The following is a 23,722-nucleotide window of genomic DNA, read 5'->3' as shown; positions in this document are numbered from 1 at the left end:
AATTCGATGAATCAGGCTTCGGCGGAGGCCGTCGCCATTTGTCTCAGCATTTGTTCGTAGTACTCGACCGACTGCGAACCGGACACCAGGTGACGGCCGTTCAACACCATGGCCGGGACCGAATTGATGCCGCGCTGGCGGTAAAACTCCTCAAGCTCACGCACCTCTTCAGCAAACGCACCCGATTCCAACACTTGGCGTGCACGGGTCTCGTCCAGCCCGGCCTCTCCTGCCAACCGCACCAGCGTCTGCTGATCACTCGGGTTCTGGCCTTCGCTGAAGTAAGCGCGAAGCAGGATTTTCTTCAGCGCCACTTGGCGCCCTTCCTCCAATGCCCAGAGCAACAACCGGTGAGCGTCAAAGGTGTTGTAGAAGTGGCTGCGCTTCTCCAGATCGAACTTGAAGCCGATAGCCGCACCGCGTTCGATCTGCATCTTTTTGCCGGAAGCGACGTCTTCGGCAGTGCGCCCGTATTTGCGCATCAGGTGCTCGACGGCTTTCTCGCCTTCGGGCGGCATGTTCGGGTTCAGTTCGAAAGGCTTGTAAGTCAGCGCCACCGACACCTCCCCCGACACGTTCTCGATCGCCTGCTCCAGGGCGGTCGCCCCCAAGGCGCACCATGGGCACACCACATCGGAGACGAAATCGATGGTCACCGACGCCGTCATGACTGCCCCTCTTCCGCCAGTTGCTTGCGGTATTGAGTGGTGGTGATCCCGGCGTAGCCCCAGTTATCGGTGTCGACTTCCTCGATCACGATGTGGGTCAGGTCAGGGCGCTTGTTGAGGACGCGTTCCAGTGTTTCAGTGATTTCGGCGATCACCTGAGCTTTCTGCTCAGTGGTAACCCCGTCGCGGGTGATGCGTACGCTTACGAAAGGCATTGAGGAATCTCCAGTGACCTTCCCGTCGGGATGATGGGAGAGGCGTTGGAGCTCAATGTATGGAGTTAGCTGGAGGGGATAAAGGTGGGGGCGGGAACATCATTAGTTACGCGGTGTAATGGGTACAAACGAAGATTTAGTCCCTGTATGCCTCTTGGGCGATAACTAGTCTGTAGGACGCAATCTCAATCCCTGTAGTCCACCTTATTACGTGTCGCTATTTTCCAGTTTCAGCGACACGTTCCTGTGATGTGTCGCTGGCGGCGACGCGTTCCTAACTCTGTGGGAGCAAGCTCGCTCGCGATGAACGCCAACGATAACGCGTGCTCTGAATGACCGGGTTGTCTGGACGTTTTTCGCGAGCAGGCTCGCTCCTACAGAGGTCTGGGCATCCACTAGAATCGAGTCGACTGTCAGGCCGTCTTCGCTGGCAAGCCAGCTCCCACAGGGATCGGGGGCGTCTGCAAGAATCAGGTCGGCTGTCAGCCTCCTCGCGGTTGCTTTTGATCGGCTTACACCCAATCCAATCCAACTATGCGCACTCAATCCCCAATCTAATGTGAACAGCATTACGAACCTGTCGCGGCTTTCTTCGTGCTGAGCCTCCCATCAGGCCTCGATACCTCAACCCATCATCAGAAAATGTTGATCGGGTAATCCACGAACACGCGCACTTCGTTACCGCTGACGTTGTACTCGCTCGACTTCTGCGACACGCGCAAGATCGAGCTGCGCAGTTTCACGCTCAGGTCTTTGGCCGGGCCGCTTTGCACGACGTATTTGAACTGGTTGAAGATTTCGCGCTCGGTACCGCCTTCGCTGGTGGAGGTGGTGATGTTGTCACCACGAACGTACGCGAAGTTGTAGCTCAGGCCCGGAACACCGAAGGTGCTGAAGTCCAGGCCGTAGCCCAATTGCCAGCTGCGTTCGTCTTCGGCGTTGAAGTCGGACCAGTAGGAGTTGGCCAGGTAGATGGTGTTGCCACCGTCGCCGACGCGGTTCTGATCTTTCTGGTAGCCGCCGTACGGGTAGCCCAGGTTGCTATCGCCGGTGCTGCGCTGATAGCCGAGGGTGAACGAGTGCGGGCCGGTGGCGTAGATAGCTGCCAGGCTCCAGATTTTGTTGTCGTCGCCGGTAGCACCGACGTCGCGGACATAAGAGTCATCCAGCTTGGTGCGGTAGCCGTTGAAGTCCAGGGTTAGGGACTGATCCTTGGCGAGCGGGAACAAGTAGTTGGCGTTCACGTATTGCTTCTTCAGCACGTCTTCGACGTCGGACGCGTACAAGGCAGCCTTGAATTGTTCGGTGAACTGGTAGCTACCGCCCAACACGTTGATCGACTTCAGGCCACCGCTGTCACGGCCTTCAGCGCTTTTACGCGATTCGGCGGTGAAGCGACCGGCATTCAGCTCCAGACCCTTAATCTCCTTGGAGGTGATCAGAGTACCGGTATAGCTTTCCGGCAGCAGACGCCCGTTGTCATAGCTCAGTACCGGCAAGGCCGGCATCTGGTCGCCATAGGTCAGGGTTGTGCTGGACAGGCGGAATTTGACGGCTGCACCGGCCTTGGCCAGGTCGTCAGCCGGTTGGCCGCTGTCACCTTTTTTGAAGAAGTCGATACCTTGCGCGCCGCTGCGGTCTTCGCTGCGCTCAAGATTGAGTGCATACAGACCGAAGGCATCCACGCCGACACCGATGGTGCCTTGGGTGAAGCCGGACGAGAACGTGCCGATGGCGGCTTGGCCCCATTCGGATTTATCGGCGTTGCCGTCTTTGAAATCACGGTTCATGTAGGCGTTACGCAGCAGCACCTTGAGGCTGCTGTCTTCGACAAAACCCTTGGATTCGGCCTGGTCGTTAGCCATGGCCTGTGAAGCGCTCAAAATCCCCAGAGCGATCAGGCTGATTCGCTTGTTCAACATTTTGTTTTCCTTATTACGGGTTGAAACGCGCTGTGTCGAACGGCTGAAACGGCACTGTCGCGCTCTTTTTTCATTCCGAAAACAAAAAGGCCCGCCCACGATCACTCGCGGCGGGCCTTTTTATTATTTTGGGTCATGGCGGTCTGCCACAGGCGTTGGCCGAATCGTAGCCACGCCCCTGACGATGTGTCAATTTCATGAATCGTCTGCGATTAGGCGAAAACCATCTAAAAAAACGCTTTACGTGGCAGGAATATTCAATTGATGCAGCCATCAAGCCCACAGGTTGGAACGGTAGCAGGTGAGGTTTGAGTAGATGTCGACTGACTTAACCACACCGCAAAATCTCGCGGCTTGCCAAGCCACGGGCCGATGTCGATCAGGGTGAATCGGCCACTATGCTCCAGGGCAAATGTGGGGAAACCCTGGCCCCCGATTTTGCTCAGGAGTGCTCGGCTGTCCTTTATATGAGCCTCAGTGTCGACGGCGTTGAACGCGGTTTCGAAGGCCTGAGGTTGCAGACCGATGCCGTGGGCGAGTTCAAACAGGACCGCTTCGTCGGCGATGCGTCGCCCTTCCACGTAATGAGCAGACTGCAAACGTCCCAGCAACTCCAGCCCGCGCCCGGCCATTTGCTCGGCGGCCAGCACAGCAGTAATGGGTGGTACCGAGTCGAACACTGCCGTGTGGTCACGCAACAATCCTTCGAAATACGCCATGCCGAACGGCTGGGCGGTGTACTCGGCAATACGTCGGTCGTGGGGCATAACGTAATCACGCAGTTGTGGCGTGACGCTTTGTCGATTGGCGCCGCTCATCATGCCACCGCCATGGGCGATCACTGGCAACACCGCCTGAGCGGCCCGCACCAGCGGTTCTGCGCCGTAACACCAGCCGCACAACGGGTCGTAGATATAATGAAGAATCATGAAAAGCTCCGGCAGGATCAGATAACTGGATGCCGACAGATTAGAACCGTGCTCAATCCAGAAAAACGCCGTAATTGCATTCAGTCTGTTTCGTGAATCGGTCGAATGAGCTGGTAACCGGCCTGACCGGGACCTACTCCTGTAATTGGATGGACTCGCCCAAGCCAAGGCGATTTTTCATCCTGCATCTATGTTGAATGTGATGGCCTCTTCGCTGGCAAGCCAGCTCCTACAGGGGTTTCGCCTCCATAAAAACCATCGTCCATAAAAAAAGCGCTGCCATCCCGGCAGCGCTTTTGTTGATCAATCCGTTGTTTTTCTTCTTATCCTTCCATCACATCCCACAACGCATCCAGCTCCGCTTCGCTCAATAAACCAGCGGGGTAGCGCTCGATCATCGTCCGGCGCGGATCAGTCTCGCTGATCGGACGCGTTCCATTGGACTTGAACCAGTGCGCCAAGAGCTGGAGCGATTCGCCATTTACCGCCAGGGGATGCAACGCCCGCTCGCTCACCACATTCACTTCGGCGTTCATTTCAGCGCTCTCTCCTGGTTTGTGAGCGGCCTAACTTATCCAAGGTTTATGACAGAACAACTAAGTTCTCCCCCTCCCTGATTTGCACACTGACCGATACAAGAGCTATGCCAACGTGTCTGAATAGTCGACCAGCGGATGCAAAAAAGCCCGCAATCCTCAAGGACTGCGGGCTCTGTGCAAGGCAACGAGCGAAAACGTTTGCCTGAATTTTTTTCGCAATCAACTCAAGCTGTTACGAGCTCACTCAATCCTTGTGCGGCGCTGGCTGCTGTTGGGTAAGGCAGTGAATGTTACCGCCGCCCAGTAACAGTTCGCGGCCAGGCACCATTACCACTTCGTGCTGCGGGAAGAGCGCCTGCAGAATCTCTTTGGCAGGGCCATCCAGCGGGTCGTCGAAACTCGGGGCGATGATGCCGCCATTGACGATCAAGAAGTTCACATAGGAGCCGGCAAGGCGCACCGATGGATTGCGCTCCTGGGTGCCATCCACCGGATCGACACCGGCGCATTCTTCCTCGGTCGCGTACAGCGGCCCCGGAATCGGCATCTTGTGCACCGTAAAAGGGCGTCCCTTGGCGTCGGTGCTGCTGTGCAGCACTGTCATCGCCGCCTGGCAGCGCGGGTAGTTCGGGTCCTGCGGGTCGTCGGTCCACGCCAGCAGCACTTCGCCCGGACGCACGTAGCAGCAGAAGTTATCCACGTGACCATCGGTCTCGTCATTGAACAGGCCGTCAGGAAGCCAGATGATCTTATCCACAGCTAGGTTGGCGCTGAGCATCGCTTCGATTTCTGCACGGCTCATGTGCGGATTGCGATTGCGGTTCAGCAGGCATTCTTCGGTAGTGATCAGCGTGCCTTCACCATCCACGTGAATCGAACCGCCTTCGAGCACGAAGCCCTCGGTGCGATAGCGCGGGCTGCGCTCGATCTCGAGGATCTTGCCGCCGACTTGCGAATCACGGTTCCACGGCGAGTACAGGCCACCGTCGAAACCGCCCCAGGAGTTGAAATCCCAGTTCACGCCACGGACTTCGCCGCTGTTGTTGATGACGAAAGTCGGGCCGGTGTCCCGGACCCAGGCGTCGTCGCTGGACATCTCCACTACGCGGATATTCGGTACGTCCAGGCGGGCACAGGCGTTTTCGTACTGGCCGGCGGATACCGCCACAGTGACCGGTTCGAAACGCGCAATGGCCTTGGCCACCGCCACGTGCGCGGCTTGCGCCGGTTTGCCGCCCAGGCGCCAGTTGTCCGGGCGCTCGGGCCAGATCATCCAGGTCTGGGTCTGGGTTGCCCACTCGGCCGGCATGTAAAAGCCGTCTGCGCGAGGGGTGCTATTCAATGTGGTCATGTCGATCAGGACTCCAGGGTTCCGTCGAGGGTTTTCAGCGCGCCGTACAGGTTCGGACGACGGTCACGGAACGAGCCCCACGCGCTACGGATGTGTTCCAGTTGGTCGAGGTCGAAGGTGTGAACCAGAATGCCTTCTTCGGTTTCGTTGAGTTCCTGCACCTTCTCGCCGAACTGGTTGGCGATGAACGACGAACCATAAAAGGTAATGTCGTAGCCGTCTTGTTCTTCGTTGCCGATGCGGTTACTGGCGATCAGCGGCATCAGGTTAGCGCCAGCGTGGCCTTGTTGCACGCGTTGCCAGTGATCACGGGACGAAATGGTCTTGTCGTGTGGCTCGCTGCCGATGGCGGTCGGGTAGAACAGGATTTCCGCACCTTGCAGCGCCATGCTGCGCGCGGCCTCAGGGAACCACTGGTCCCAGCAGATGCCCACGCCGATTTTCGCGTAACGGGTATTCCACACCTTGAAGCCGGTATCGCCCGGGTTGAAGTAATACTTCTCGTGGTAGCCAGGGCCGTCCGGGATGTGGCTTTTCCGATAAATCCCGAGGTTGCTGCCGTCGGCATCGATGATCGCGATGCTGTTGAAACGCGCGCGTCCGGCCAGCTCGTAGAAGCTGATCGGCAGCACCACTTGCAGTTCCTTGGCGACTTTCTGGAAATGCTTGATGGCGACGTTGTCTTCGACCGTCGTGGCCAGTTGCAGGTAATCCGGGTTCGGTTTCTGGCAGAAGTACGGCGCTTCGAACAATTCCTGGATCAGGATGATCTGCGCGCCTTTGGCGGCGGCTTCACGGACCAGTCTTTCAGCGACCTCGATGTTGCCTTCAAGGTCCCAGGAACAGGCCATCTGGGTGGCGGCGACGGTAACGATACGGCTCATGGATCATCTCCGGGCAAGTGCTTGACGGTCGGGCATGGCTTATCCACACCCTGGCATTGGCGACTTTATATCCGATAAAAATCGGCTTTTAAAGCGATTACTTTGCCTTTCGTCTTAAATTTCGCACTTAAACCCGATAATAATCCACTTTAGTCCACTTTACTCTGATCGTTCCCACGCTCCGCGTGGGAATGCAGCCAGGGACGCTCCGCGTCCCAAAGAGCGGACGCAGAGCGTCCGACGAGGCATTCCCACGCAGAGCATGGGAACGATCAAACGAGGGTCAAAGATCCTCGCCCAACACCTTCGAAAGCATGTCCACAAAGAAATCCACGCTCTGGCGCGATGTCACCATCGGCGGTTTGATCTTGAGGACGTTCAGGTAATCGCCGGTCGGCTGCATGAAGATGCCCAGGTCGCGCAAGCGATCGCACAGCGCCGTGGTTTCTTCGGTCGCCGGCTCCAGGGTTTCGCGGTTGCGGATCAATTCCACGCCCAGATAGAAGCCGGAACCATGCACCGCGCCCACTAATGGATGAATATCGATCAGCGCTTCCAGTCGTTCCTTGAAATAGCCGCCAACGACCTGGGCATTTTCCCAAAGCTTCTCTTCTTCCATCACATCCAGTACCGCCATGCCAACCTGGCAACTGACAGGACTGCCGCCGGCCGACGAGAAGAAATAACCCTCGGCCTCCAGCGCTTCGGCGATTTCCCGGCGGGTGATCACCGCGCCCAGTGGCTGGCCGTTGCCCATGCCCTTGGCCATGGTGATGATGTCCGGTACCACGCCCTGCTCTTCAAAGCCCCAGAAGAAATGGCCCATGCGCCCGTAACCGACCTGCACTTCGTCGGCAATGCACACGCCGCCCTGGGCCCGCACCAAGGCATAAACCTGCTTTAGATAGCCTGGCGGCAGCGAGATACCGCCGGCATTGCCGTACACCGGCTCGCAGATGAAACCGGCCAGTTGACGTTTTTGTTCGGCGACTTTCGCCAGGTTGTGTTCGACGCTACGCACATAGTCCGGCGCGCTGTCCGGGCCACGGAATTCACCACGATAGGTGTTCGGCGCAATGACCGGATGCACCCAGTCCGGGCGGCTGCTCAAGGCCTTCGGGTTGTCGGCAATCGAGGTCGACACCGCATCCGCGCCCACCGTCCAGCCGTGATACGCCTCCAACACGCTGATCATGTCGCGCCCGCCGCTGTAGGCCCATGCCAGACGGATCGCCAGGTCATTGGCCTCACTGCCGCTGTTGACCAGAAATACGCGATCCATGGAGTCCGGCGCCAGCTTCAGCAATCGCTCGGAGAACTCGGCGACTGCGGCGTAGTTGAATCGCGAGTTGGTGTTGAGCAGCGACCACTGTCGGCTGGCGACCGCAGCCATGCGCGGATGACCGTGACCGAGCACCGCGACGTTGTTGAGCATGTCGAGGTAGGAGCGGCCCTGCATATCGATCAGGTGGTTGCGCCAGCCACGCTCGATGCGCGGCGGGTCGATGTAATAGTGTTTTTGCGTGCGGGCGAAACTGGCGTCGCGACGGGCCAGCAGGGTTGTCGAGTCGAGTTCTTCTTCAGCATCACAGGCCAGCCCCAGCAACGCCGCCGGTGACGGGCACAACGCTTGCCACGCGGCCGCGCGGGTCGGCGTGCAGAACAGTGGCGCGGTGAACGATGCCCCCCTGCACAGTTGCACGATCAGCGGTCCGCTGACGGCCCCCAACACCTGGCCTTTGACCAGCGCGGCACCGGCATGCAGCGATGACGTTACGCCCCACAGACGCACGCTCAGTTGCGGGCCATCCAGTTGCAACACACCCGGTAACGGCTGATGCATCACCCCGGCAAACGGCGCCTCGACTGCCGTGCCATCGGGCACACGCAACTCGACGTGCAACGGGCAAGTGTCCGGTTCGTTGGCGCTGTCCGGTCGGGTACGGGACAAACGGTATTGCCCGTAACGACTTGCCGCCAGACCGTGGGCGCCTGCGGCTTCATTAAGCAGGCGCTGATCAATGCCCTCCTGTTCCCAGTTACCGGCGTCGAAGTGCGGGCTGAGCACACCCAGATCGATCAAGGCAAATTCACGCCCCACCAGGCTCGGCAACAGCGGCGCAAAACCTTCGCTGACAATGTCCGGCAGATTCTGCCCAACCGCCGTCAGGATCGCGGCTTCCATCAGCGCCAACGGCACGGAGGTCGCAACGCGGAAAATCTCCCACTCATGGGTCAGGTTGTCGCGGCTGTACGCGTTGCCCGGATCGATGCTGACCTGTTGCTCACCGCAAAGCACCAATACAGCCGCACGGGCAACAATCAGCGGCCACAGCGCCAGCAGTTCCTCATGCTGCAATGGATTGACCGCGTGATAGGCCTGCACCGCCGGCAAAATGCAGAATGGATCGCCATCGGCGTGGTGCAGTAATGCGGCGCACGTCACCGACAGATCGGTGATGCGCCAGGTACGGATCAGGTCGCCGAAATCGATCACGCCTTGCAATTGCCATTGGCGCTGCGGATCGCGCTGCCACACCACGTTATCGTCGGTGATGTCCATGTGGATGGCCTGGATCGGCAACTTGTCCACCAAGGGTTGCAAATGGCGCTCGGCTTGCTCCGCCGCTTCGGCGATCAGTTTGCGCTGGGCGTCATCCTCAATGACCGGCAGCAGATGCGCTATCAGTGCCTGGGCATGACGCGCGTCCCACTGCAACGTGCGCTCCAGCCCCGGATGATCGAATTCCGCCAGCGCCAGGTCCATCTCGCCACACAGGCGACCGAAACCGGCCACTACCGTACGGTTGAAATGATCGAGGTGCGTCAGGGACTGCCCCTCGATGTAATCCAGTAGGCGCACATGCACCGCTTGGCCGCCGACTTCCAGGGACAGCAGATCCGCACCGTTTTTCGCGGGGATCACTCGCGGTACGTGCACATCGGGATGTTCGCCCAAATGCTTGAGCCCGGCATGCTGGGCTTGCAACTCCAGCGCCGAATAATCGCCCCGGCAGATTTTCAGGACGAAACGGCCTTGGTCGCTGTCGACGCGATAGTTCAAATCCTGCTGACTGCCCAGGGCCTGCAACCTGCCGCCAAGCCCGTAATGTCCCTGCAACAGCTCAAGTGCTTGCTCCGCAGAGACTTGCGGGCTGGGCAAACTGGCGCGATGAATCAACGTGGCGAGCGGCATGAAACAAACCCCTGAAATTTTATTAGGCGCCTATATCGCCATCGCTCGGGACGATACGCAACCCCCAGCAGGGTTGTCCCTGACCAACCGGGGGCAGGACGGGGCGGCATCAAACCGTGCAAACCGTTATGCTCTTTGCATTCACAACCGCGACAGGCCCCTTCCATGCGCATTCTCATCACCGGTGGTGCCGGCTTCATAGGTTCGGCCTTGATTCGTCATTTGATCCAGCACACCGATCATGAGGTGCTCAACCTGGACAAACTGACCTACGCTGGCAATCTTGAATCGCTGAGCAGCATTGCCACGAATATCCGTTATGAATTCGTACAGGCGGATGTTGTTGATCAGACCTTGGTCAGCAAAGTACTGGCACGATTCGCACCTCAGGCAATCATGCACCTGGCGGCAGAGTCCCATGTCGACCGCTCCATCGACGGTCCGGCGGATTTCATTCGGACCAACATCGTCGGCACCTACAGCCTGTTGGAAGCAACGCGCGCGTATTGGCTAACCCTGTCTGTACCTGAAAAAAGCGCCTTCCGGTTTCATCACATTTCCACCGACGAGGTCTACGGAGACCTCCACGGCGCAGATGATCTGTTCACAGAAACCACGCCTTATGCACCCAGCTCTCCGTATTCGGCCAGCAAGGCTGCGTCTGACCACCTGGTCAGTGCCTGGTACCGCACTTATGGTCTGCCGGTGATACAGACCAACTGTTCGAATAATTACGGTCCCTTTCATTTTCCGGAAAAGCTGATCCCATTGACCATCCTCAACGCTTTGGCTGGCAAGCCTCTGCCCATTTATGGCAACGGCCTGCAAGTGCGTGATTGGCTGTTTGTCGAGGATCATGCTCGTGCCTTGCTCAAGGTAGTCACCGAAGGCGTGGTTGGTGAGTCCTACAACATTGGCGGACACAATGAACAAAAGAATATCGATGTAGTTCGTGGCATCTGCACCCTCCTTGAAGAACTGGCGCCACACAAGCCTGATGGTGTTGCCCACTTCGTCGACCTGGTCACCTTCGTTCCCGATCGTCCCGGTCATGACCTGCGCTACGCGATCGATGCAAGCAAAATAGAGCGCGAACTGAGTTGGGTACCTGAAGAGACTTTCGAGACCGGACTGCGCAAAACCGTTCAGTGGTATCTCGATAACCTGGAGTGGTGCCGTCATGTTCAGGATGGCAGCTATCAGGGGAACGACTGGGCCTCACAGACAGCAAGGACCTCATCGCATGATGAAAGGAATCGTTTTGGCAGGCGGCTCCGGCACACGCCTTCACCCGATCACACTCGGCGTATCCAAACAGTTGCTGCCGGTCTACGACAAACCGATGATCTACTACCCGATCTCGGTACTAATGCTGGCGGGTATCAAGGACATCCTGCTGATTTCGACGCCTCAAGATCTTCCGCAGTACCGCAATCTGCTGCGTGATGGTAGCCAGTTCGGGATGAGCATCAGTTACGCCGAACAACCGTCTCCCGATGGCTTGGCCCAGGCGTTCCTAATTGGCGAAGAGTTCATTGGCAGTGACTCTGTGTGTCTGATCCTGGGCGATAACGTTTTCCACGGCCAGCATTTCGGTACCCAGCTGCAAAGGGTAGCAAAGCAAACCAGCGGTGCGACGGTCTTCGGCTACCGGGTCAAGGACCCGGAGCGCTTTGGTGTCATCGAATTTGACGCCGACAGGCGCGCGATTTCGATAGAGGAAAAACCGAATCACCCAAAATCCAATTACGCAGTTACTGGACTGTATTTCTACGACAATGACGTCGTAAGGATCGCCAAAACAGTCAAGCCTTCGCCCCGTGGCGAGTTGGAAATCACTGATATCAACAATGTCTATCTGCAACGTGGGGAGCTTCAAGTCGAGTGCTTCACTCGAGGTTTCGCCTGGCTTGACACCGGTACTCACGACAGCTTGATCGAAGCCTCGCAATACGTGCAGACCATTGAGCATCGTCAGGGGTTGAAGGTGGCCTGCCTCGAAGAAATCGCCTATATGAATGGCTGGATCAGCCGGGAGTATCTGCTTGAGCGTGCCCAGTATTTTGGCAAGACCGGCTATGGCGAATACCTGTACCAGGTTGCCGGAGAGGGACGATGAAAGTCACGACCACTGCTTTGCCTGGGGTTCTGATCCTCGAACCCAAGGTATTCGGTGACGCTCGTGGCTTTTTTTATGAAAGTTTCAATGCCTGGGCATTCGAAAAAGCCACCGGTGTGCAAACGATGTTTGTTCAGGACAACCATTCACGCTCGCAAAAAGGTGTACTGCGCGGCCTGCACTATCAACTTGAACACCCTCAGGGGAAACTCATTCGGGTGACGTCGGGTGAAGTACTCGATGTAACAGTAGACCTGCGTCGCAGCTCACCCAACTTCGGGCGTTGGGCAAGTGTACGGTTATCGGCACAGGATCATCGTCAGCTCTGGGTTCCTGAAGGCTTCGCCCACGGTTTCGTTGTGCTAAGTGATTTCGCCGAAGTGCAGTACAAAACCACCGATTACTACGCTCCCGACGCTGAACGATGCATTTGCTGGGACGACTCGACACTTGCCATCGACTGGCAGCTGCAACAGGCGCCACTGCTGTCGGAAAAGGATCAGCAGGGTAAGCACTGGCAAGAAGCCGATTTTTTCCCATGAGCCTTTCGCCGAAATCACTTATCTGCGGCCAACACGGTCAGGTCTCGCGTGAGTTACAGCGCCGCCTGAAACGACTTGGCGGGCTGATCGTCCGCGGTCGCGATCAACTCGACCTGACGCAACCGGCGCAGACTGGCCAACAGGTGCAACGGCTACGCCCCGACCTGATCATCAATGCCGCTGCCTATACAGCAGTCAATCAGGCAGCGCAGGAGCGGGAACAGGCCACAGGCGCTCGATGCTCATGACCCCGACCCTCCCCCGCAGACCCCGCTGGCGCAGCCTGGCCCTGCTCGCGCTGTGCCTGGCGCCGTTGCTGTGGCCATTGGAGCATCTGGCCGAGCGCTACTACCGCAGCGAGCTGGCCGGGCAGAACCGCCAGACCCTGGACCTCTATGTCGCCAACCTGCTCGGCACCCTGCACCGTTATGAAGTGCTGCCGCAGATCCTCGGTGATCTTCCGGCCCTTCGCGCCGTGCTTGGCGCGCCGGACGATAGCGTCACCCAAGGCAACGCCAACCGCTTGTTGAAAAACATCAGCGCCCAGACCGGCGCCGAAGTCATTTACCTGATGGACACCACGGGTAAGACTTTGGCAACTTCCAACTGGGACAAGCACGACAGTTTTGTCGGGCGCAATTTTTCGTTTCGCCCGTATTTCAGCGAAGCCATGGCCGGTCGGCTCGGACGTTTTTTCGGACTCGGTACCACGTCCGCCAAGCGAGGTTACTTCTTCGCCGCTGCCGTGCGTAACGGCGAGAAAATCACTGGCGTGCTGGTGGTCAAGGTCGACCTCGACCACACCGAAAGCCTTTGGGGCAAAACCCCGGAACAACTGCTGCTGACTGATCAAAACGGTGTGGTCATTCTCACTTCGCGGCCTGAATGGCGCTTTCGCTCGACCCGCCCGTTGGGTGAGGAAGAGCGCAAGGCTATCAGCGCGATTCAGCCCTATCCGACCCGCGATCCGAAGCCATTGAAGCTCAACCCCAATGCCTGGCTGACCCAGACCCAGGCCATCGCCGAAACCGGCTGGAATGTCAGCATCCTCGCCCCGCGCACTCTGATCGACCGCCCGGTGCGCACGGTGGTCGCCATCGGTGGCGCGACGTTGTTGGTGTTGATGCTGTTGCTCGGCCTGATGATGCAACGCCGCCGCCATTACCTGGAGCGGATCGCCTTCGAAGCCAAGGCCCGGCGCGAACTGGAAGCCCGGGTCGCCGAGCGTACCAGCGATCTGGAAGGCCTCAACCGTCGACTCAAACAGGAAGTGCTCGAGCGTGAGCAGGCCCAGCAAGAGTTGGTGCGGGCTCAAGATGATCTGGTGCAGGCCGGTAAACTGTCGGCGCTGGGGACAATGTCGGCGAGCATCAGCCACGAACTCAACCAACCGCTGGCTGCCATCCGCAGCTACGCGGAAAACGCCGAAGTGTTGCTCGACCACCAGCGCACCGACGATGCCCGTGGCAACCTCAAGCTGATCAGTGAACTGACCGGCCGCATGGCCTCGATCATCGCCCACTTGCGCGCATTTGCCCGACGCGACCGCCACGCCCCGGAAAGCGTCGCTCTGCAACCGGCGCTCGACGACGCCCTGGCCTTGCTGGCCAAGCGTCGGCGCAGTATGGAAGTCGAGCTGATCCGCGATTTGCCCGCCGCAACGTTGTGGGTCGAGGCAGGGGAAACCCGCCTGCGTCAGGTGCTCGGCAATCTGCTGGCCAACGCCCTGGACGCCCTGACTGAAAAAGGGCCGCCGCGCAGGCTCTGGCTGAGTGCCCAATCCACCGCCGATGGCGTCAACCTGTACATTCGCGACAACGGCCCCGGTTTCTGCATGGAGGCTCTTGGCCGCGCGAGCGAGCCTTTCTACACCACCAAGACCCGCACTCAGGGGCTTGGATTGGGGCTGGCGATCTGCGAGACCCTGATGCGCGCCTTCGGGGTGAACTGTCGTTCGCCAACCACAAGGAGGGCGGCGCCCTAATTACGCTGAAACTGCGCGCAGGCGCACCAGGTGTAAGCCTGCAACCGTCCGAGGACCGAAGTGCATGACCATCGACAATCGCATCCAGGTCGTGTTGATCGACGACGATCCCCACCTTCGCCAAGCCCTGAGCCAGACCCTCGATCTGGCCGGCCTGAAAATCCTGCCGCTGGCCGAGGCAAAGGGCCTGGCCGGGCAACTGGAGCGAGACTGGCCGGGCGTGGTGGTCAGCGACATCCGCATGCCCGGCATGGACGGTCTCGAATTACTGACGGAACTCCACGATCAGGACCCGGAGCTGCCGGTACTGCTAATCACCGGTCACGGCGACGTGCCGCTGGCGGTGCAAGCCATGCGCGCCGGGGCCTATGACTTTCTGGAAAAACCCTTCGCCAGCGACGCTCTGCTCGACAGCGTGCGCCGCGCCCTGGCCTTGCGCAGATTGGTGCTGGATAACCGCAGCCTGCGTCTGGCCCTGAGCGATCGCAATGAGTTGAGTACCCGTCTGGTTGGACAATCGCCATCGATGCTGCGCCTGCGCGAGCAAATCGGCGCCTTGGCGGCGACCAAGGCCGACGTGCTGATCCTCGGTGAAACCGGCGCCGGTAAAGAAGTGGTGGCCCGGGCGCTGCATGATTTGTCGAGCCGCAGAAACGGTCCGTTCGTGGCGATCAACGCTGGGGCGCTGGCCGAGTCGGTGGTCGAAAGCGAGCTGTTCGGTCATGAGCCGGGCGCTTTCACGGGTGCGCAGAAACGGCGTATCGGCAAGTTCGAATTCGCCAACGGCGGCACGTTGTTCCTCGATGAAATCGAAAGCATGAGCCTGGATGTGCAGGTGAAATTGCTGCGCTTGCTGCAAGAGCGGGTGGTCGAACGCCTGGGTGGCAATCAACTGATCCCGCTGGACATCCGCATCATCGCCGCCACCAAGGAAGACCTGAGGCAGTCGGCCGATCAGGGGCGTTTCCGCGCCGACTTGTATTACCGCCTGAACGTCGCGCCGCTGCGCATTCCACCGTTGCGCGAGCGAGGTGAAGATGCGCTGGTGCTGTTCCAGCATTTTGCAGATGAGGCCAGCGCCCGCCACGGCTTGCCGCCCCATGAATTGCAACCGGGCCAACGCGCCCTGCTGCTGCGCCACACCTGGCCCGGCAACGTACGCGAACTGCAAAACGCCGCTGAACGCTTCGCCCTCGGCCTGGAACTGGCGTTGGACAACAGCGAGTCGCGGGGCGCCGCCGGCACCGTGGTTGAAGTGGTCAGTGGCGGGTTGAGCGAGCAGGTGGAAAACTTCGAAAAAACCCTGATCGCCGCCGAGCTGGCGCGCTCGCACAGCTCGGTGCGCAGCGTCGCCGAAGCCCTCGGCATTCCGCGCAAGACCTTGCATGACAAACTGCGCAAACACGGCTTGAGCTTCGCCGACAGTGGTGCCGCCGGCCACACCGACGAGCTCGATTGAGACACCGTCCAATTATCCACTACACACTGGAGGCCCCTGAATGAGCCGCGACAGTCGTCAACTGGAATCCGTCCTCCACCACGACATCCCACTCACCCGGGACATGGGCCTCAAAGTGCTCGACTGGCACGACCAGCAACTGCGCCTGCACTTGCCACTGGATGCCAACGTAAATCACAAGAGCACCATGTTCGGCGGCAGCCTGTATTGCGGCGCGGTGCTGGCCGGTTGGGGCTGGCTGCATTTGCGCCTGAAAGAAGAAGGCGTAGCGGACGGGCACATCGTGATTCAGGAAGGGCAGATTAACTATCCACTACCGGTGACGGGCGATGCACACGCCATTTGCCAGGCGCCGAGCGCGCAGGTGTGGAAGAAGTTTCTGGCGACGTACCAGCGTTATGGACGGGCGCGTTTGACCCTGCATACGAGGGTGGTGAATGCGGGTAGCGATGAGGATGCGGTGAAGTTCGTCGGGCAGTACGTCCTCCACCGTTGAAGCGCAACACATCCTGTGATTGATCGTTCCCACGCTCCGCGTGGGAATGCAGCCCGGGACGCTCCGCGTCCCTTTCGCAAGCTGGAACGCGGAGCGTCCCTTAAGGCATTCCCACGCAGAGCGTGGGAACGATCAGCGTCGGGCGAGTTCCAGCAGTTGCTCGCGCCACGCGGCCTTCGCCGGCAACGCCAGGAAAAACTCGTTCAACAACGACTCCCGCGCCGGATAACTGAATGGCGCACCGCTCAAATCCAGCACTTCACCACCCGCCCCTTCCAACACGCCCTGCGCCGCCGCTGTATCCCACTGCGAAGTCGGCGCCAGCCGCGGATAACAATCCGCCGCGCCTTCCGCCAGCAAGCAAAACTTCAGCGAGCTGCCAATATTGGCCAGATCCAGTTCACCCAGGCTGGCGCTCAACCCAGCCAGCAGGCGCTCCTGCTCTGGGCTGGAATGGCGGCGACTGGCGACCACGGTGAACGCCTCGCCCGCCGGCGGCACTTCGCGAACCTGAATCGGCAGCGGCTCGGCGCCCTTGTCGCCGCGCCACGCGCCCAATCCGGCACCTCCTGCATAAAAGCGCCCGTTGGTCGGCATCGAAACGACGCCAAACACCACTCGCCCCTGCTCGATCAGTGCGATGTTGACGGTGAATTCTTCGCTGCCCGAGATGAATTCCTTAGTGCCGTCCAACGGGTCCACCAGCCACCAGCGCTGCCACCCGGCGCGTACACTTTGAGGAATGTTGGCGTCTTCTTCGGACAGCACCGGAATGCTCGAGTCCAACGCCGTCAGTCCGGCCAGAATCAGGTGATGCGCGGCCAGGTCTGCTGCTGTGACAGGCGAGTCGTCAGCTTTGGCGGTTACGGCCGTACCCGTGCGCCAGAACGGCAAGATCGCTTCACCGGCCTTTAAGGCCAGCTCGACCACCGGTGCCATCAACGGATGGGGAAAATTCATGGCACAAACACTCCGCGCTGGGTCAGCAGATCACGGGCCAGGTACAACGCCGCCAAGGCACGGCCCTCAGTGAATTGCGGATTCTGCGCCAATGCCGACAACTCGCGTAGGTTGACCTTGCCCAGGCCCATCGGCTCCGGCTCGTCACCCTCCAGACGCTCTTCGTACAGATCGGTGGCCAGCACCACCTGGATTTTCTGGCTCATGTAACCGGGCGACAACGACAGCTCCGTCAAATGCTCAAGCTGCCGCGCGCCAAAACCGGCCTCTTCCTTGAGCTCGCGCTCGGCAGCGGTCAGCACGTCTTCCCCCGGTTCGATCAAGCCTTTGGGCAGCGACAGTTCGTATTCATCAGTGCCGCCGCAATACTCCTCGACCAGCACCGCGTGGTCCGCATCAATCATCGCCACAACCATCACCGCGCCATAACCGGCGCCTTTGCCAACCAATCGCTCATAGGTGCGTTCTACGCCATTGGAAAGCGCAACTTCAGCTCCTCGACGCAGAACAAACGGCTGGTGGCGACGATCTCGCGGGCGAGGATGGTGGGTTTCTGGCGCATGAGCGGCTCCTGAGCGATAGCGGGTTACTATACCCGGCCTATCCTGATTGTTGTTCCCGGATACCTTTTTTATCGCTGGAGAAGTTTTTATGTCCCTGCTGCCCTGGCATGACATCGACACCGTTCTGCTGGACATGGACGGCACGCTGTTGGACCTGCATTTCGACAACCACTTCTGGCTGGAGCATTTGCCTCAGCGCTACGCCGAACTGCACGGGGTGAGCCGGGCCATGGCCGAGTTGGAGTTGCAGCCATTGTTTGAGCGCAACGCCGGTCAGTTGCAGTGGTACTGCCTGGATTTCTGGAGTGCCGAACTGAAGCTTCCAGTGCGTGAACTGAAACTGGAAACCGCGCACCTGATCGCCCTGCGTCCGGATGCGGATACCTTTCTGGAGGCGATAAAACGGGCCGGAAAACGCGTGGTGCTGATCACCAACGCTCACCGTGATTCATTGTCATTGAAACTGGAAAAATCGAACTGGCGCCGTACTTCGAGCGTTTGATCAGCTCCCACGACTACGGTTTCCCCAAGGAAAACCCGCAGTTCTGGGACGCGTTGCAAGCCGACATCGACTTCGACCCGGCGCGCAGCCTGTTTATCGACGATACCTTGCCCATCCTGCGCAGTGCGCGTGATTTGGTGTGGCGCATTTGCTGGCCGTGAGCGAGCCGGACAGCCGCAAGGGGCCGAAGGACACGGCGGAATTCGCGGCGGTGGGCGATTATCGGGATTTGATTGCCGGGCTGTAGACCGAGTCGCCTGCTTCGCGGGCAAGCCTCGCTCCTACGGGTCTGTCTCGTACGCCCGGAACCTGTAGGAGCGAGGCTTGCCCGCGAAGGCCATCACACGGTCTGAAGGGTTACTCGGGAATCCGCAACGATTGCCCCGGATAAATCTTGTTCACATCCTTGAGCAACGGTTTGTTGGCCTCGAAGATTTTGTTGTACAGATTGGCATTGCCATACACACGCAGGGAAATGGCGCTGAGGGTGTCGCCCTTCTCTACCACGACAAACTTCGCAGCCACAACCACGGGCCCGGTCACGATGATCTGATCATCCACGCTACCGACCCCGGCAATGTTGCCCACGGCCAACAGGATTTTTCTTTCTCTTCCTGGCTTGCCACTTCACCCGTCACGGTGACTTTGTCGCCATCGACTGTTGCCTGCACATTCGGATTACCCAGGCCGACCTTGCTGATGTGTTCTTTCAACTGCTCGCTGGCATTAGCGTTTCCCGGCGTCAGCAAATCCAACAGTTTTTCGCCTGCTTCTTTCACAAAGCTCAAAAGACTCATGGTGCACTCTCCTTGGGTTCAGGTCCAGACGCAGAAGCCTAGACCACGGCGGCCAAACATGGATCCAAACCGACCAATGACGCCGCTTCGCCCCAAGCGATAGAATCTGCACCTTTGCGCACCCCGGAGCGAAGATGGACATCAAGCAGCTGAAATTCCTCATCGCTCTCGACGAAACCCGGCACTTCGGCCAGGCCGCCGCGCGCTGCCACATCACCCAGCCGACCCTGTCCATGCGCCTGCGCAGCCTCGAAGAAGAACTCGAACTTTCGCTGGTCAATCGCGGACAGCGTTCGAAGGCTTCACCGCGCCGGGTGAACGGGTGTTGGCCTGGGCGCGCACCGTACTGGCAGCCTATGACGGCTTGTACGCCGAGGCGGCGGCCTGTCGCGGCAATCTGGTTGGTACTTTGCGACTGGGCGTGGTGCCGCTGTCGAGTTTCGATCCACTGCCGCTGTTGCAGCGTCTGCATTGCGAACACCCGAACCTGCGCTTCGAACTGTCGGCGCTGAGCTCGGAGCAAATCCTTGAGCAATTGGCGAACAATCGCCTGGATGTCGGCGTGTCGTACCTGGAACGTCTGGATGCCGAACACTTCGACTCGCTCACCTTCAGCGAAACCCGCATGGGCCTGCTTACGATCAGCGTTTCTTCACCTTTGGCGAGGCGCCACTGAGCTGGGAATCGTTGATCGAATTGCCGCTGGGCATGCTCACCAGCGGCATGCACTTTCGCCAGTCCATTGACCACAACTTCCACAGCCGTGGCCTCACCCCGCAGCCGTTGTTGCAGACCGATGCCGTGCATCAACTATACAAGCTGTGCACGGCGGCCTGTGCTGCGCCGTGATGCCATTGGACGGCGGGCTCGAAGGTCTGACTGAGCATTTGCGCCTGCAGCCGATCGAAAACGCCCAGACGCTTGGCCGGCTGGGGCTGATCATGCGTCGCAGCGCGCCACGTTCGGCGCTGGCAGAGGCATGTTTTGCGATTTATCAACAATCACAGAAGGGTGCTTGATCGACGGCATCTATCGGCAGATCAGTATTAGCGATTAGACGCGACAAGTTGGCGCGCCTAGTCTTAAAGCTGATAAAACCATCGGTGATGCCATGAACGCCAAGCGCCCTGCCTGCGCGGCGCCTACCCCCGAAACGCCCGCGCCCGCTGCCAGCCAGACCTACAGCTACAACAACATTGAATACTCTGAATCGGCCAGCACTGCGTTGGCAGAGGAGGTGGCGTTGGCGATTGCCTATAACGGCATCAGCCAAGCCGTCATGCTGGTGACGCCGACCGATCTCGAAGACTTCATCGTCGGTTTCAGCCTGGGCAGCGGCATCATCGAGGACGCCACTGAAAATCTATGACCTGCAACTCAGCGGTTCGGGGTCGGCGCAGTACGCGCAGGTGACCATCGCCAATCGCGCGTTCTGGAACCTCAAGCAGCAGCGTCGGCAATTGGCCGGTACCAGCGGGTGCGGGCTCTGCGGCGTAGAAGCAGTCGAGCAGGCGTTGCCGCAGCTCAAGGTGTTGCCCGGCGCACCACTGCCACCCGCCGAATGGCTCGACGGCCTGCGCCAGCGCATCGGCGAGTTCCAGCCCCTCGGCCAGCATTGCGGTGCGGTGCATGCAGCAGTGTTCATGAACGACAAAGGTGAGTTGTTGCTAGGTCGTGAAGACATCGGCCGGCACAACGCCCTCGACAAGCTGATTGGCGGCCTGATCCGTCGCAACATCCCGATCACTGGCGGTCTGGCGATTGTCACCAGCCGTTGCAGCCTCGAACTGATCCAAAAAGTTTTACGCGCCGGCATCCAGACCCTGGTCAGCCTGTCGTCGCCCACCGGCCTTGCCGTGCAATGGGCCCGTAGCCACAACCTTAACCTCATCCATCTGCCCCAGAAAAATGCGCCGCGGGTCTACAGCCCAGCGTTGGAGAATCAAGCGTGAGTCAACACCGTCAAGCCGAGCAGAAACCCGTTCCCCGCTACAAGCCCTACAAAGGCGCGGCCGGTGGCTGGGGCGCGCTGATCAGCGTGGCCCAGGCCTGGTTGACTAGCGACAACGCGCTGAAAAACCTGCGCATGATGCTCAAAACCAACAAAAACGGTGGCTTCGACTGCCCCGGTTGCGCATGGGGCGATTCCAAGGAAGGTGGCATGGTGGCGTTCTGCGAGAACGGCGCCAAAGCGGTGAACTGGGAAGCGACCAAACGGCGTGTAGACGCTGCATTCTTCGCCAAACACAGCGTCACCTCGTTGCTGGAACAGAGCGACTACTGGCTCGAATATCAGGGCCGTCTGACCGAGCCGATGAGCTATGACGCCGAAACCGATCGCTACAAGCCGATCAGTTGGGACGCTGCCTTCGCGCTGATCGCCAAACATTTGCAGGGCCTGTCGAGCCCGGATCAGGCCGAGTTCTACACCTCGGGACGTGCCAGCAACGAAGCGGCTTTTCTCTATCAATTGTTCGTGCGCGCCTATGGCACCAACAATTTCCCCGACTGCTCGAACATGTGCCACGAAGCCAGCGGCGTCGCGTTGTCGCAGAGCGTAGGCGTCGGCAAAGGCACCGTGACCTTCGACGATTTCGAACACGCCGATGCAATTTTCGTCTGGGGACAGAACCCCGGCACCAACCACCCACGGATGCTCGAACCGCTGCGTGAAGCGGTGAAGCGCGGCGCGCAGGTGGTGTGCATCAACCCGCTCAAAGAACGCGGCCTGGAACGTTTCCAGCACCCGCAACACCCAATCGAAATGCTCACCAACGGCGACAAGCCGACCAACACCGCGTACTTCCGTCCGGCACTGGGCGGCGACATGGCGATCATGCGCGGTATGGCGAAGTTCCTGTTGCTATGGGAGCGCGACGCGCAGAAGGCTGGCGCCCCGGCGGTGTTCGATCACGATTTCCTCAACGAACACAGCGTCAACGTGCTGGATTACCTGGCCGTCATCGACGACACCTCGTGGGAGCAGATCATCGAGCAGTCCGGCCTGCCTCTTGTCGAGATCGAGCAAGTGGCGCGCATGTACGCCGAGGGCAAGAACGTCATCATGTGCTGGGCCATGGGTATCACCCAGCATCGCCACTCGGTGGCGACCATCCAGGAAATCGCCAACCTGATGCTGCTGCGTGGCAACATCGGCCGACCGGGAGCCGGCCTGTGCCCGGTGCGTGGTCACAGTAACGTGCAAGGCGACCGGACCATGGGCATCAACGAGCGTCCGCCGGTGGCGTTCCTCGATGCGCTGGAGCATCGCTTCCAGTTTAAGGTACCCCGTGAAAACGGTCACAACGTGGTCGAGGCGATCCACGCCATGGCCGAAGGTCGGGCAAAAGTGTTCGTCGCCCTCGGCGGCAACTTCGCCCAAGCCACCCCCGACAGCCCACGGACCTTCGAGGCCCTGTCCAATTGCGACCTGACTGTGCAGATCAGCACCAAGCTCAACCGCAGCCATCTGGCTCACGGTAAAGATGCGCTGATCCTGCCATGCCTGGGCCGGACCGATATCGACCGGCAAACCGAAGGCCCGCAAGCGGTAACCGTCGAAGACTCGTTCAGCATGGTCCACGCCTCCAATGGCCAGTTGGAGCCGCTGTCGAACCAGATGCGTTCGGAGCCGGCGATTCTTGCCGGCATCGCAGCTGCCACGCTGGGCAGCCATCCGGTGGACTGGAACTGGTTGGTGGCCGACTACAGCCGCATCCGCGACCTGATTGCCGATACCATTCCCGGCTTCAAGGACTTCAACGAGAAGGTCAGGAACCCGGGCGGGTTCTACCTCGGCAACAGCGCCGGTGCGCGCAAGTGGAACACCGCATCAGGCCGAGCCAATTTCCGCCCCAACGTTTTGCCCAAGGACCTGGTACACGAACGCACCCGCGCCACCGGCGTATTGCCGGACCTGATCCTGCAATCGATGCGCTCCCACGATCAGTACAACACCACGATCTATGGCCTGAATGACCGTTATCGCGGGTCAAAGGTCAGCGCGATGTGATTTTCGTCAACGAGGCCGACATCATTCGCCTGGGCTTCAAGCCTGGGCAAAAGGCCGACGTCGTGTCGATCTGGGACGATGGCGTTGAGCGTCGCGTGAAGGGGTTCACCCTGCTGGCGTTTGATATCCCGGCCGGGCAAGCGGCGGCGTACTATCCGGAAGTGAATCCGCTGGTGCCGCTGGAGAGCACCGGGGATGGCAGCCATACGCCGACGTCGAAGTTCGTGGCGATTCGGTTGGAGGCTGCGAGTGAGACGGGGTTGATCTTAGCCAAGTCGGCATAACGCGATATCCGGCCTCTTCGCGGGCAAGCCTCGCTCCTACAGGTTCGCGTCATTCGCCGAGAATTGGATAAAACTCGAACTTGTAGGAGCGAGGCTTGCCCGCGAAGAGGCCAGACCTATCAACACACATCCCGGCCATATCCGACGACTTTCCAATCGCCCACAAAAAAGGCCGTTTTTTCACAAAAACGGCCATCCCGAAGTAGCTAAAGACCGGCGAAAAATCGTTAAGTTCCGCCCAAAAAACAGTAACTTATAGAAATGTGCTCAAGTCGTGTTACTCGTCGGATTTCGATTGTC

13 protein-coding genes and 9 pseudogenes are annotated in these 23,722 nt (G+C 59.5%); 11 read left to right on the top strand and 11 right to left on the bottom strand.

Annotated elements, in window-relative coordinates:
- Positions 1-11: 11 nt before the first annotated feature.
- From CES87_RS11595 to CES87_RS11560, 8 genes are all read right to left on the bottom strand, one after another.
- Positions 12-668: a DsbA family oxidoreductase gene (locus CES87_RS11595; RefSeq protein WP_128606214.1), complete on the bottom strand. Its 657-nt coding sequence runs from the start codon at positions 666-668 to the stop codon at positions 12-14.
- Entirely contained in the window at positions 665-883 is a 219-nt protein-coding gene (locus CES87_RS11590; protein WP_056852134.1) for a 4-oxalocrotonate tautomerase family protein, read from the bottom strand. Before CES87_RS11590 ends, CES87_RS11595 begins: the two co-directional genes overlap by 4 nt.
- Before the next feature lie 635 nt (positions 884-1,518).
- Positions 1,519-2,805 carry an OprD family porin gene (locus CES87_RS11585; protein WP_128606213.1) on the bottom strand — a complete coding sequence of 429 codons (1,287 nt, stop codon included), beginning with the start codon at positions 2,803-2,805 and terminating at the stop codon, positions 1,519-1,521.
- A gap of 257 nt (positions 2,806-3,062) precedes the next feature.
- On the bottom strand, positions 3,063-3,734 hold the full coding sequence (locus CES87_RS11580; RefSeq protein WP_128606212.1) for a DsbA family protein: 672 nt from the start codon (positions 3,732-3,734) through the stop codon (positions 3,063-3,065).
- A gap of 323 nt (positions 3,735-4,057) precedes the next feature.
- The gene (locus tag CES87_RS11575; protein ID WP_128606211.1) at positions 4,058-4,270 is read right to left on the bottom strand and encodes a hypothetical protein; all 213 of its coding nucleotides are present in this window, start codon (positions 4,268-4,270) and stop codon (positions 4,058-4,060) included.
- Positions 4,271-4,517: 247 nt separating this feature from the next.
- A complete protein-coding gene (gene aguA / locus CES87_RS11570) occupies positions 4,518-5,624 on the bottom strand; it encodes an agmatine deiminase (RefSeq protein ID WP_128606210.1) in 1,107 nt (368 codons plus the stop codon).
- A gap of 5 nt (positions 5,625-5,629) precedes the next feature.
- Entirely contained in the window at positions 5,630-6,508 is an 879-nt protein-coding gene (aguB, locus tag CES87_RS11565) for an N-carbamoylputrescine amidase (RefSeq protein ID WP_128606209.1), read from the bottom strand.
- 283 nt (positions 6,509-6,791) lie between these two features.
- Positions 6,792-9,704 carry an aminotransferase gene (locus CES87_RS11560; RefSeq protein WP_128606208.1) on the bottom strand — a complete coding sequence of 971 codons (2,913 nt, stop codon included), beginning with the start codon at positions 9,702-9,704 and terminating at the stop codon, positions 6,792-6,794.
- A 165-nt stretch (positions 9,705-9,869) separates the two neighbouring features.
- On the opposite strand from CES87_RS11560, the pseudogene rfbB reads away from it, so the two are divergent.
- From rfbB to CES87_RS11525, 7 genes and pseudogenes are all read left to right on the top strand, one after another.
- A pseudogene (rfbB, locus tag CES87_RS11555) lies at positions 9,870-10,951 on the top strand (dTDP-glucose 4,6-dehydratase).
- Entirely contained in the window at positions 10,948-11,823 is an 876-nt protein-coding gene (rfbA, locus tag CES87_RS11550) for a glucose-1-phosphate thymidylyltransferase RfbA (RefSeq protein WP_128606207.1), read from the top strand. The pseudogene rfbB and the gene rfbA overlap by 4 nt, the downstream one beginning before the upstream one ends.
- A complete protein-coding gene (gene rfbC / locus CES87_RS11545) occupies positions 11,820-12,365 on the top strand; it encodes a dTDP-4-dehydrorhamnose 3,5-epimerase (protein ID WP_128606206.1) in 546 nt (181 codons plus the stop codon). The genes rfbA and rfbC overlap by 4 nt, the downstream gene beginning before the upstream one ends.
- Positions 12,362-12,592, top strand: a pseudogene (locus tag CES87_RS11540) (sugar nucleotide-binding protein); the annotation flags it as partial. The gene rfbC and the pseudogene CES87_RS11540, both read left to right, overlap by 4 nt.
- Before the next feature lie 17 nt (positions 12,593-12,609).
- Positions 12,610-14,417 (top strand): annotated as a pseudogene (locus CES87_RS11535) (ATP-binding protein).
- Positions 14,414-15,808, top strand: a complete 1,395-nt coding sequence (locus CES87_RS11530) for a sigma-54 dependent transcriptional regulator (RefSeq protein ID WP_128606204.1) — start codon at positions 14,414-14,416, stop codon at positions 15,806-15,808. The pseudogene CES87_RS11535 and the gene CES87_RS11530 overlap by 4 nt, the downstream one beginning before the upstream one ends.
- 40 nt (positions 15,809-15,848) lie before the next feature.
- Positions 15,849-16,304, top strand: a complete 456-nt coding sequence (locus tag CES87_RS11525) for a YiiD C-terminal domain-containing protein (RefSeq protein WP_128606203.1) — start codon at positions 15,849-15,851, stop codon at positions 16,302-16,304.
- Between the two features lie 132 nt (positions 16,305-16,436).
- On the opposite strand, the gene cysQ is transcribed toward CES87_RS11525, so the two are convergent.
- On the bottom strand, positions 16,437-17,264 hold the full coding sequence (cysQ, locus tag CES87_RS11515) for a 3'(2'),5'-bisphosphate nucleotidase CysQ (protein WP_128606202.1): 828 nt from the start codon (positions 17,262-17,264) through the stop codon (positions 16,437-16,439).
- A pseudogene (gene nudE, locus CES87_RS11510) lies at positions 17,261-17,826 on the bottom strand (ADP compounds hydrolase NudE). The gene cysQ and the pseudogene nudE overlap by 4 nt, the downstream one beginning before the upstream one ends.
- Before the next feature lie 89 nt (positions 17,827-17,915).
- Here nudE and yrfG point away from each other — a divergent pair.
- Positions 17,916-18,576, top strand: a pseudogene (gene yrfG, locus CES87_RS11505) (GMP/IMP nucleotidase).
- 110 nt (positions 18,577-18,686) lie between these two features.
- Here yrfG and lysM read toward each other — a convergent pair.
- A pseudogene (lysM, locus tag CES87_RS11500) lies at positions 18,687-19,126 on the bottom strand (peptidoglycan-binding protein LysM).
- 134 nt (positions 19,127-19,260) lie between these two features.
- Here lysM and CES87_RS11495 point away from each other — a divergent pair.
- From CES87_RS11495 to CES87_RS11485, 3 pseudogenes are all read left to right on the top strand, one after another.
- Positions 19,261-20,145 (top strand): annotated as a pseudogene (locus CES87_RS11495) (LysR substrate-binding domain-containing protein).
- Between the two features lie 92 nt (positions 20,146-20,237).
- Positions 20,238-21,078: pseudogene (gene fdhD, locus CES87_RS11490) on the top strand (formate dehydrogenase accessory sulfurtransferase FdhD).
- A pseudogene (locus CES87_RS11485) lies at positions 21,075-23,422 on the top strand (FdhF/YdeP family oxidoreductase). The pseudogenes fdhD and CES87_RS11485 overlap by 4 nt, the downstream one beginning before the upstream one ends.
- The last annotated feature ends 300 nt before the right edge of the window (positions 23,423-23,722 follow it).

Source organism: Pseudomonas sp. ERMR1:02 (genome assembly GCF_002277815.1).
Lineage (GTDB): Bacteria > Pseudomonadota > Gammaproteobacteria > Pseudomonadales > Pseudomonadaceae > Aquipseudomonas.
This window is presented reverse-complemented; position numbering and strand designations above follow the sequence as displayed.

Coding starts and splice junctions, on each gene's coding strand:
- CES87_RS11595 (WP_128606214.1), bottom strand. CDS start 668: ATGACGGCGTCGGTGACCATCGATTTCGTCTCCGATGTGGTGTGCCCA.
- CES87_RS11590 (WP_056852134.1), bottom strand. CDS start 883: ATGCCTTTCGTAAGCGTACGCATCACCCGCGACGGGGTTACCACTGAG.
- CES87_RS11585 (WP_128606213.1), bottom strand. CDS start 2,805: ATGTTGAACAAGCGAATCAGCCTGATCGCTCTGGGGATTTTGAGCGCT.
- CES87_RS11580 (WP_128606212.1), bottom strand. CDS start 3,734: ATGATTCTTCATTATATCTACGACCCGTTGTGCGGCTGGTGTTACGGC.
- CES87_RS11575 (WP_128606211.1), bottom strand. CDS start 4,270: ATGAACGCCGAAGTGAATGTGGTGAGCGAGCGGGCGTTGCATCCCCTG.
- aguA (WP_128606210.1), bottom strand. CDS start 5,624: ATGACCACATTGAATAGCACCCCTCGCGCAGACGGCTTTTACATGCCG.
- aguB (WP_128606209.1), bottom strand. CDS start 6,508: ATGAGCCGTATCGTTACCGTCGCCGCCACCCAGATGGCCTGTTCCTGG.
- CES87_RS11560 (WP_128606208.1), bottom strand. CDS start 9,704: ATGCCGCTCGCCACGTTGATTCATCGCGCCAGTTTGCCCAGCCCGCAA.
- rfbA (WP_128606207.1), top strand. CDS start 10,948: ATGATGAAAGGAATCGTTTTGGCAGGCGGCTCCGGCACACGCCTTCAC.
- rfbC (WP_128606206.1), top strand. CDS start 11,820: ATGAAAGTCACGACCACTGCTTTGCCTGGGGTTCTGATCCTCGAACCC.
- CES87_RS11530 (WP_128606204.1), top strand. CDS start 14,414: ATGACCATCGACAATCGCATCCAGGTCGTGTTGATCGACGACGATCCC.
- CES87_RS11525 (WP_128606203.1), top strand. CDS start 15,849: ATGAGCCGCGACAGTCGTCAACTGGAATCCGTCCTCCACCACGACATC.
- cysQ (WP_128606202.1), bottom strand. CDS start 17,264: ATGAATTTTCCCCATCCGTTGATGGCACCGGTGGTCGAGCTGGCCTTA.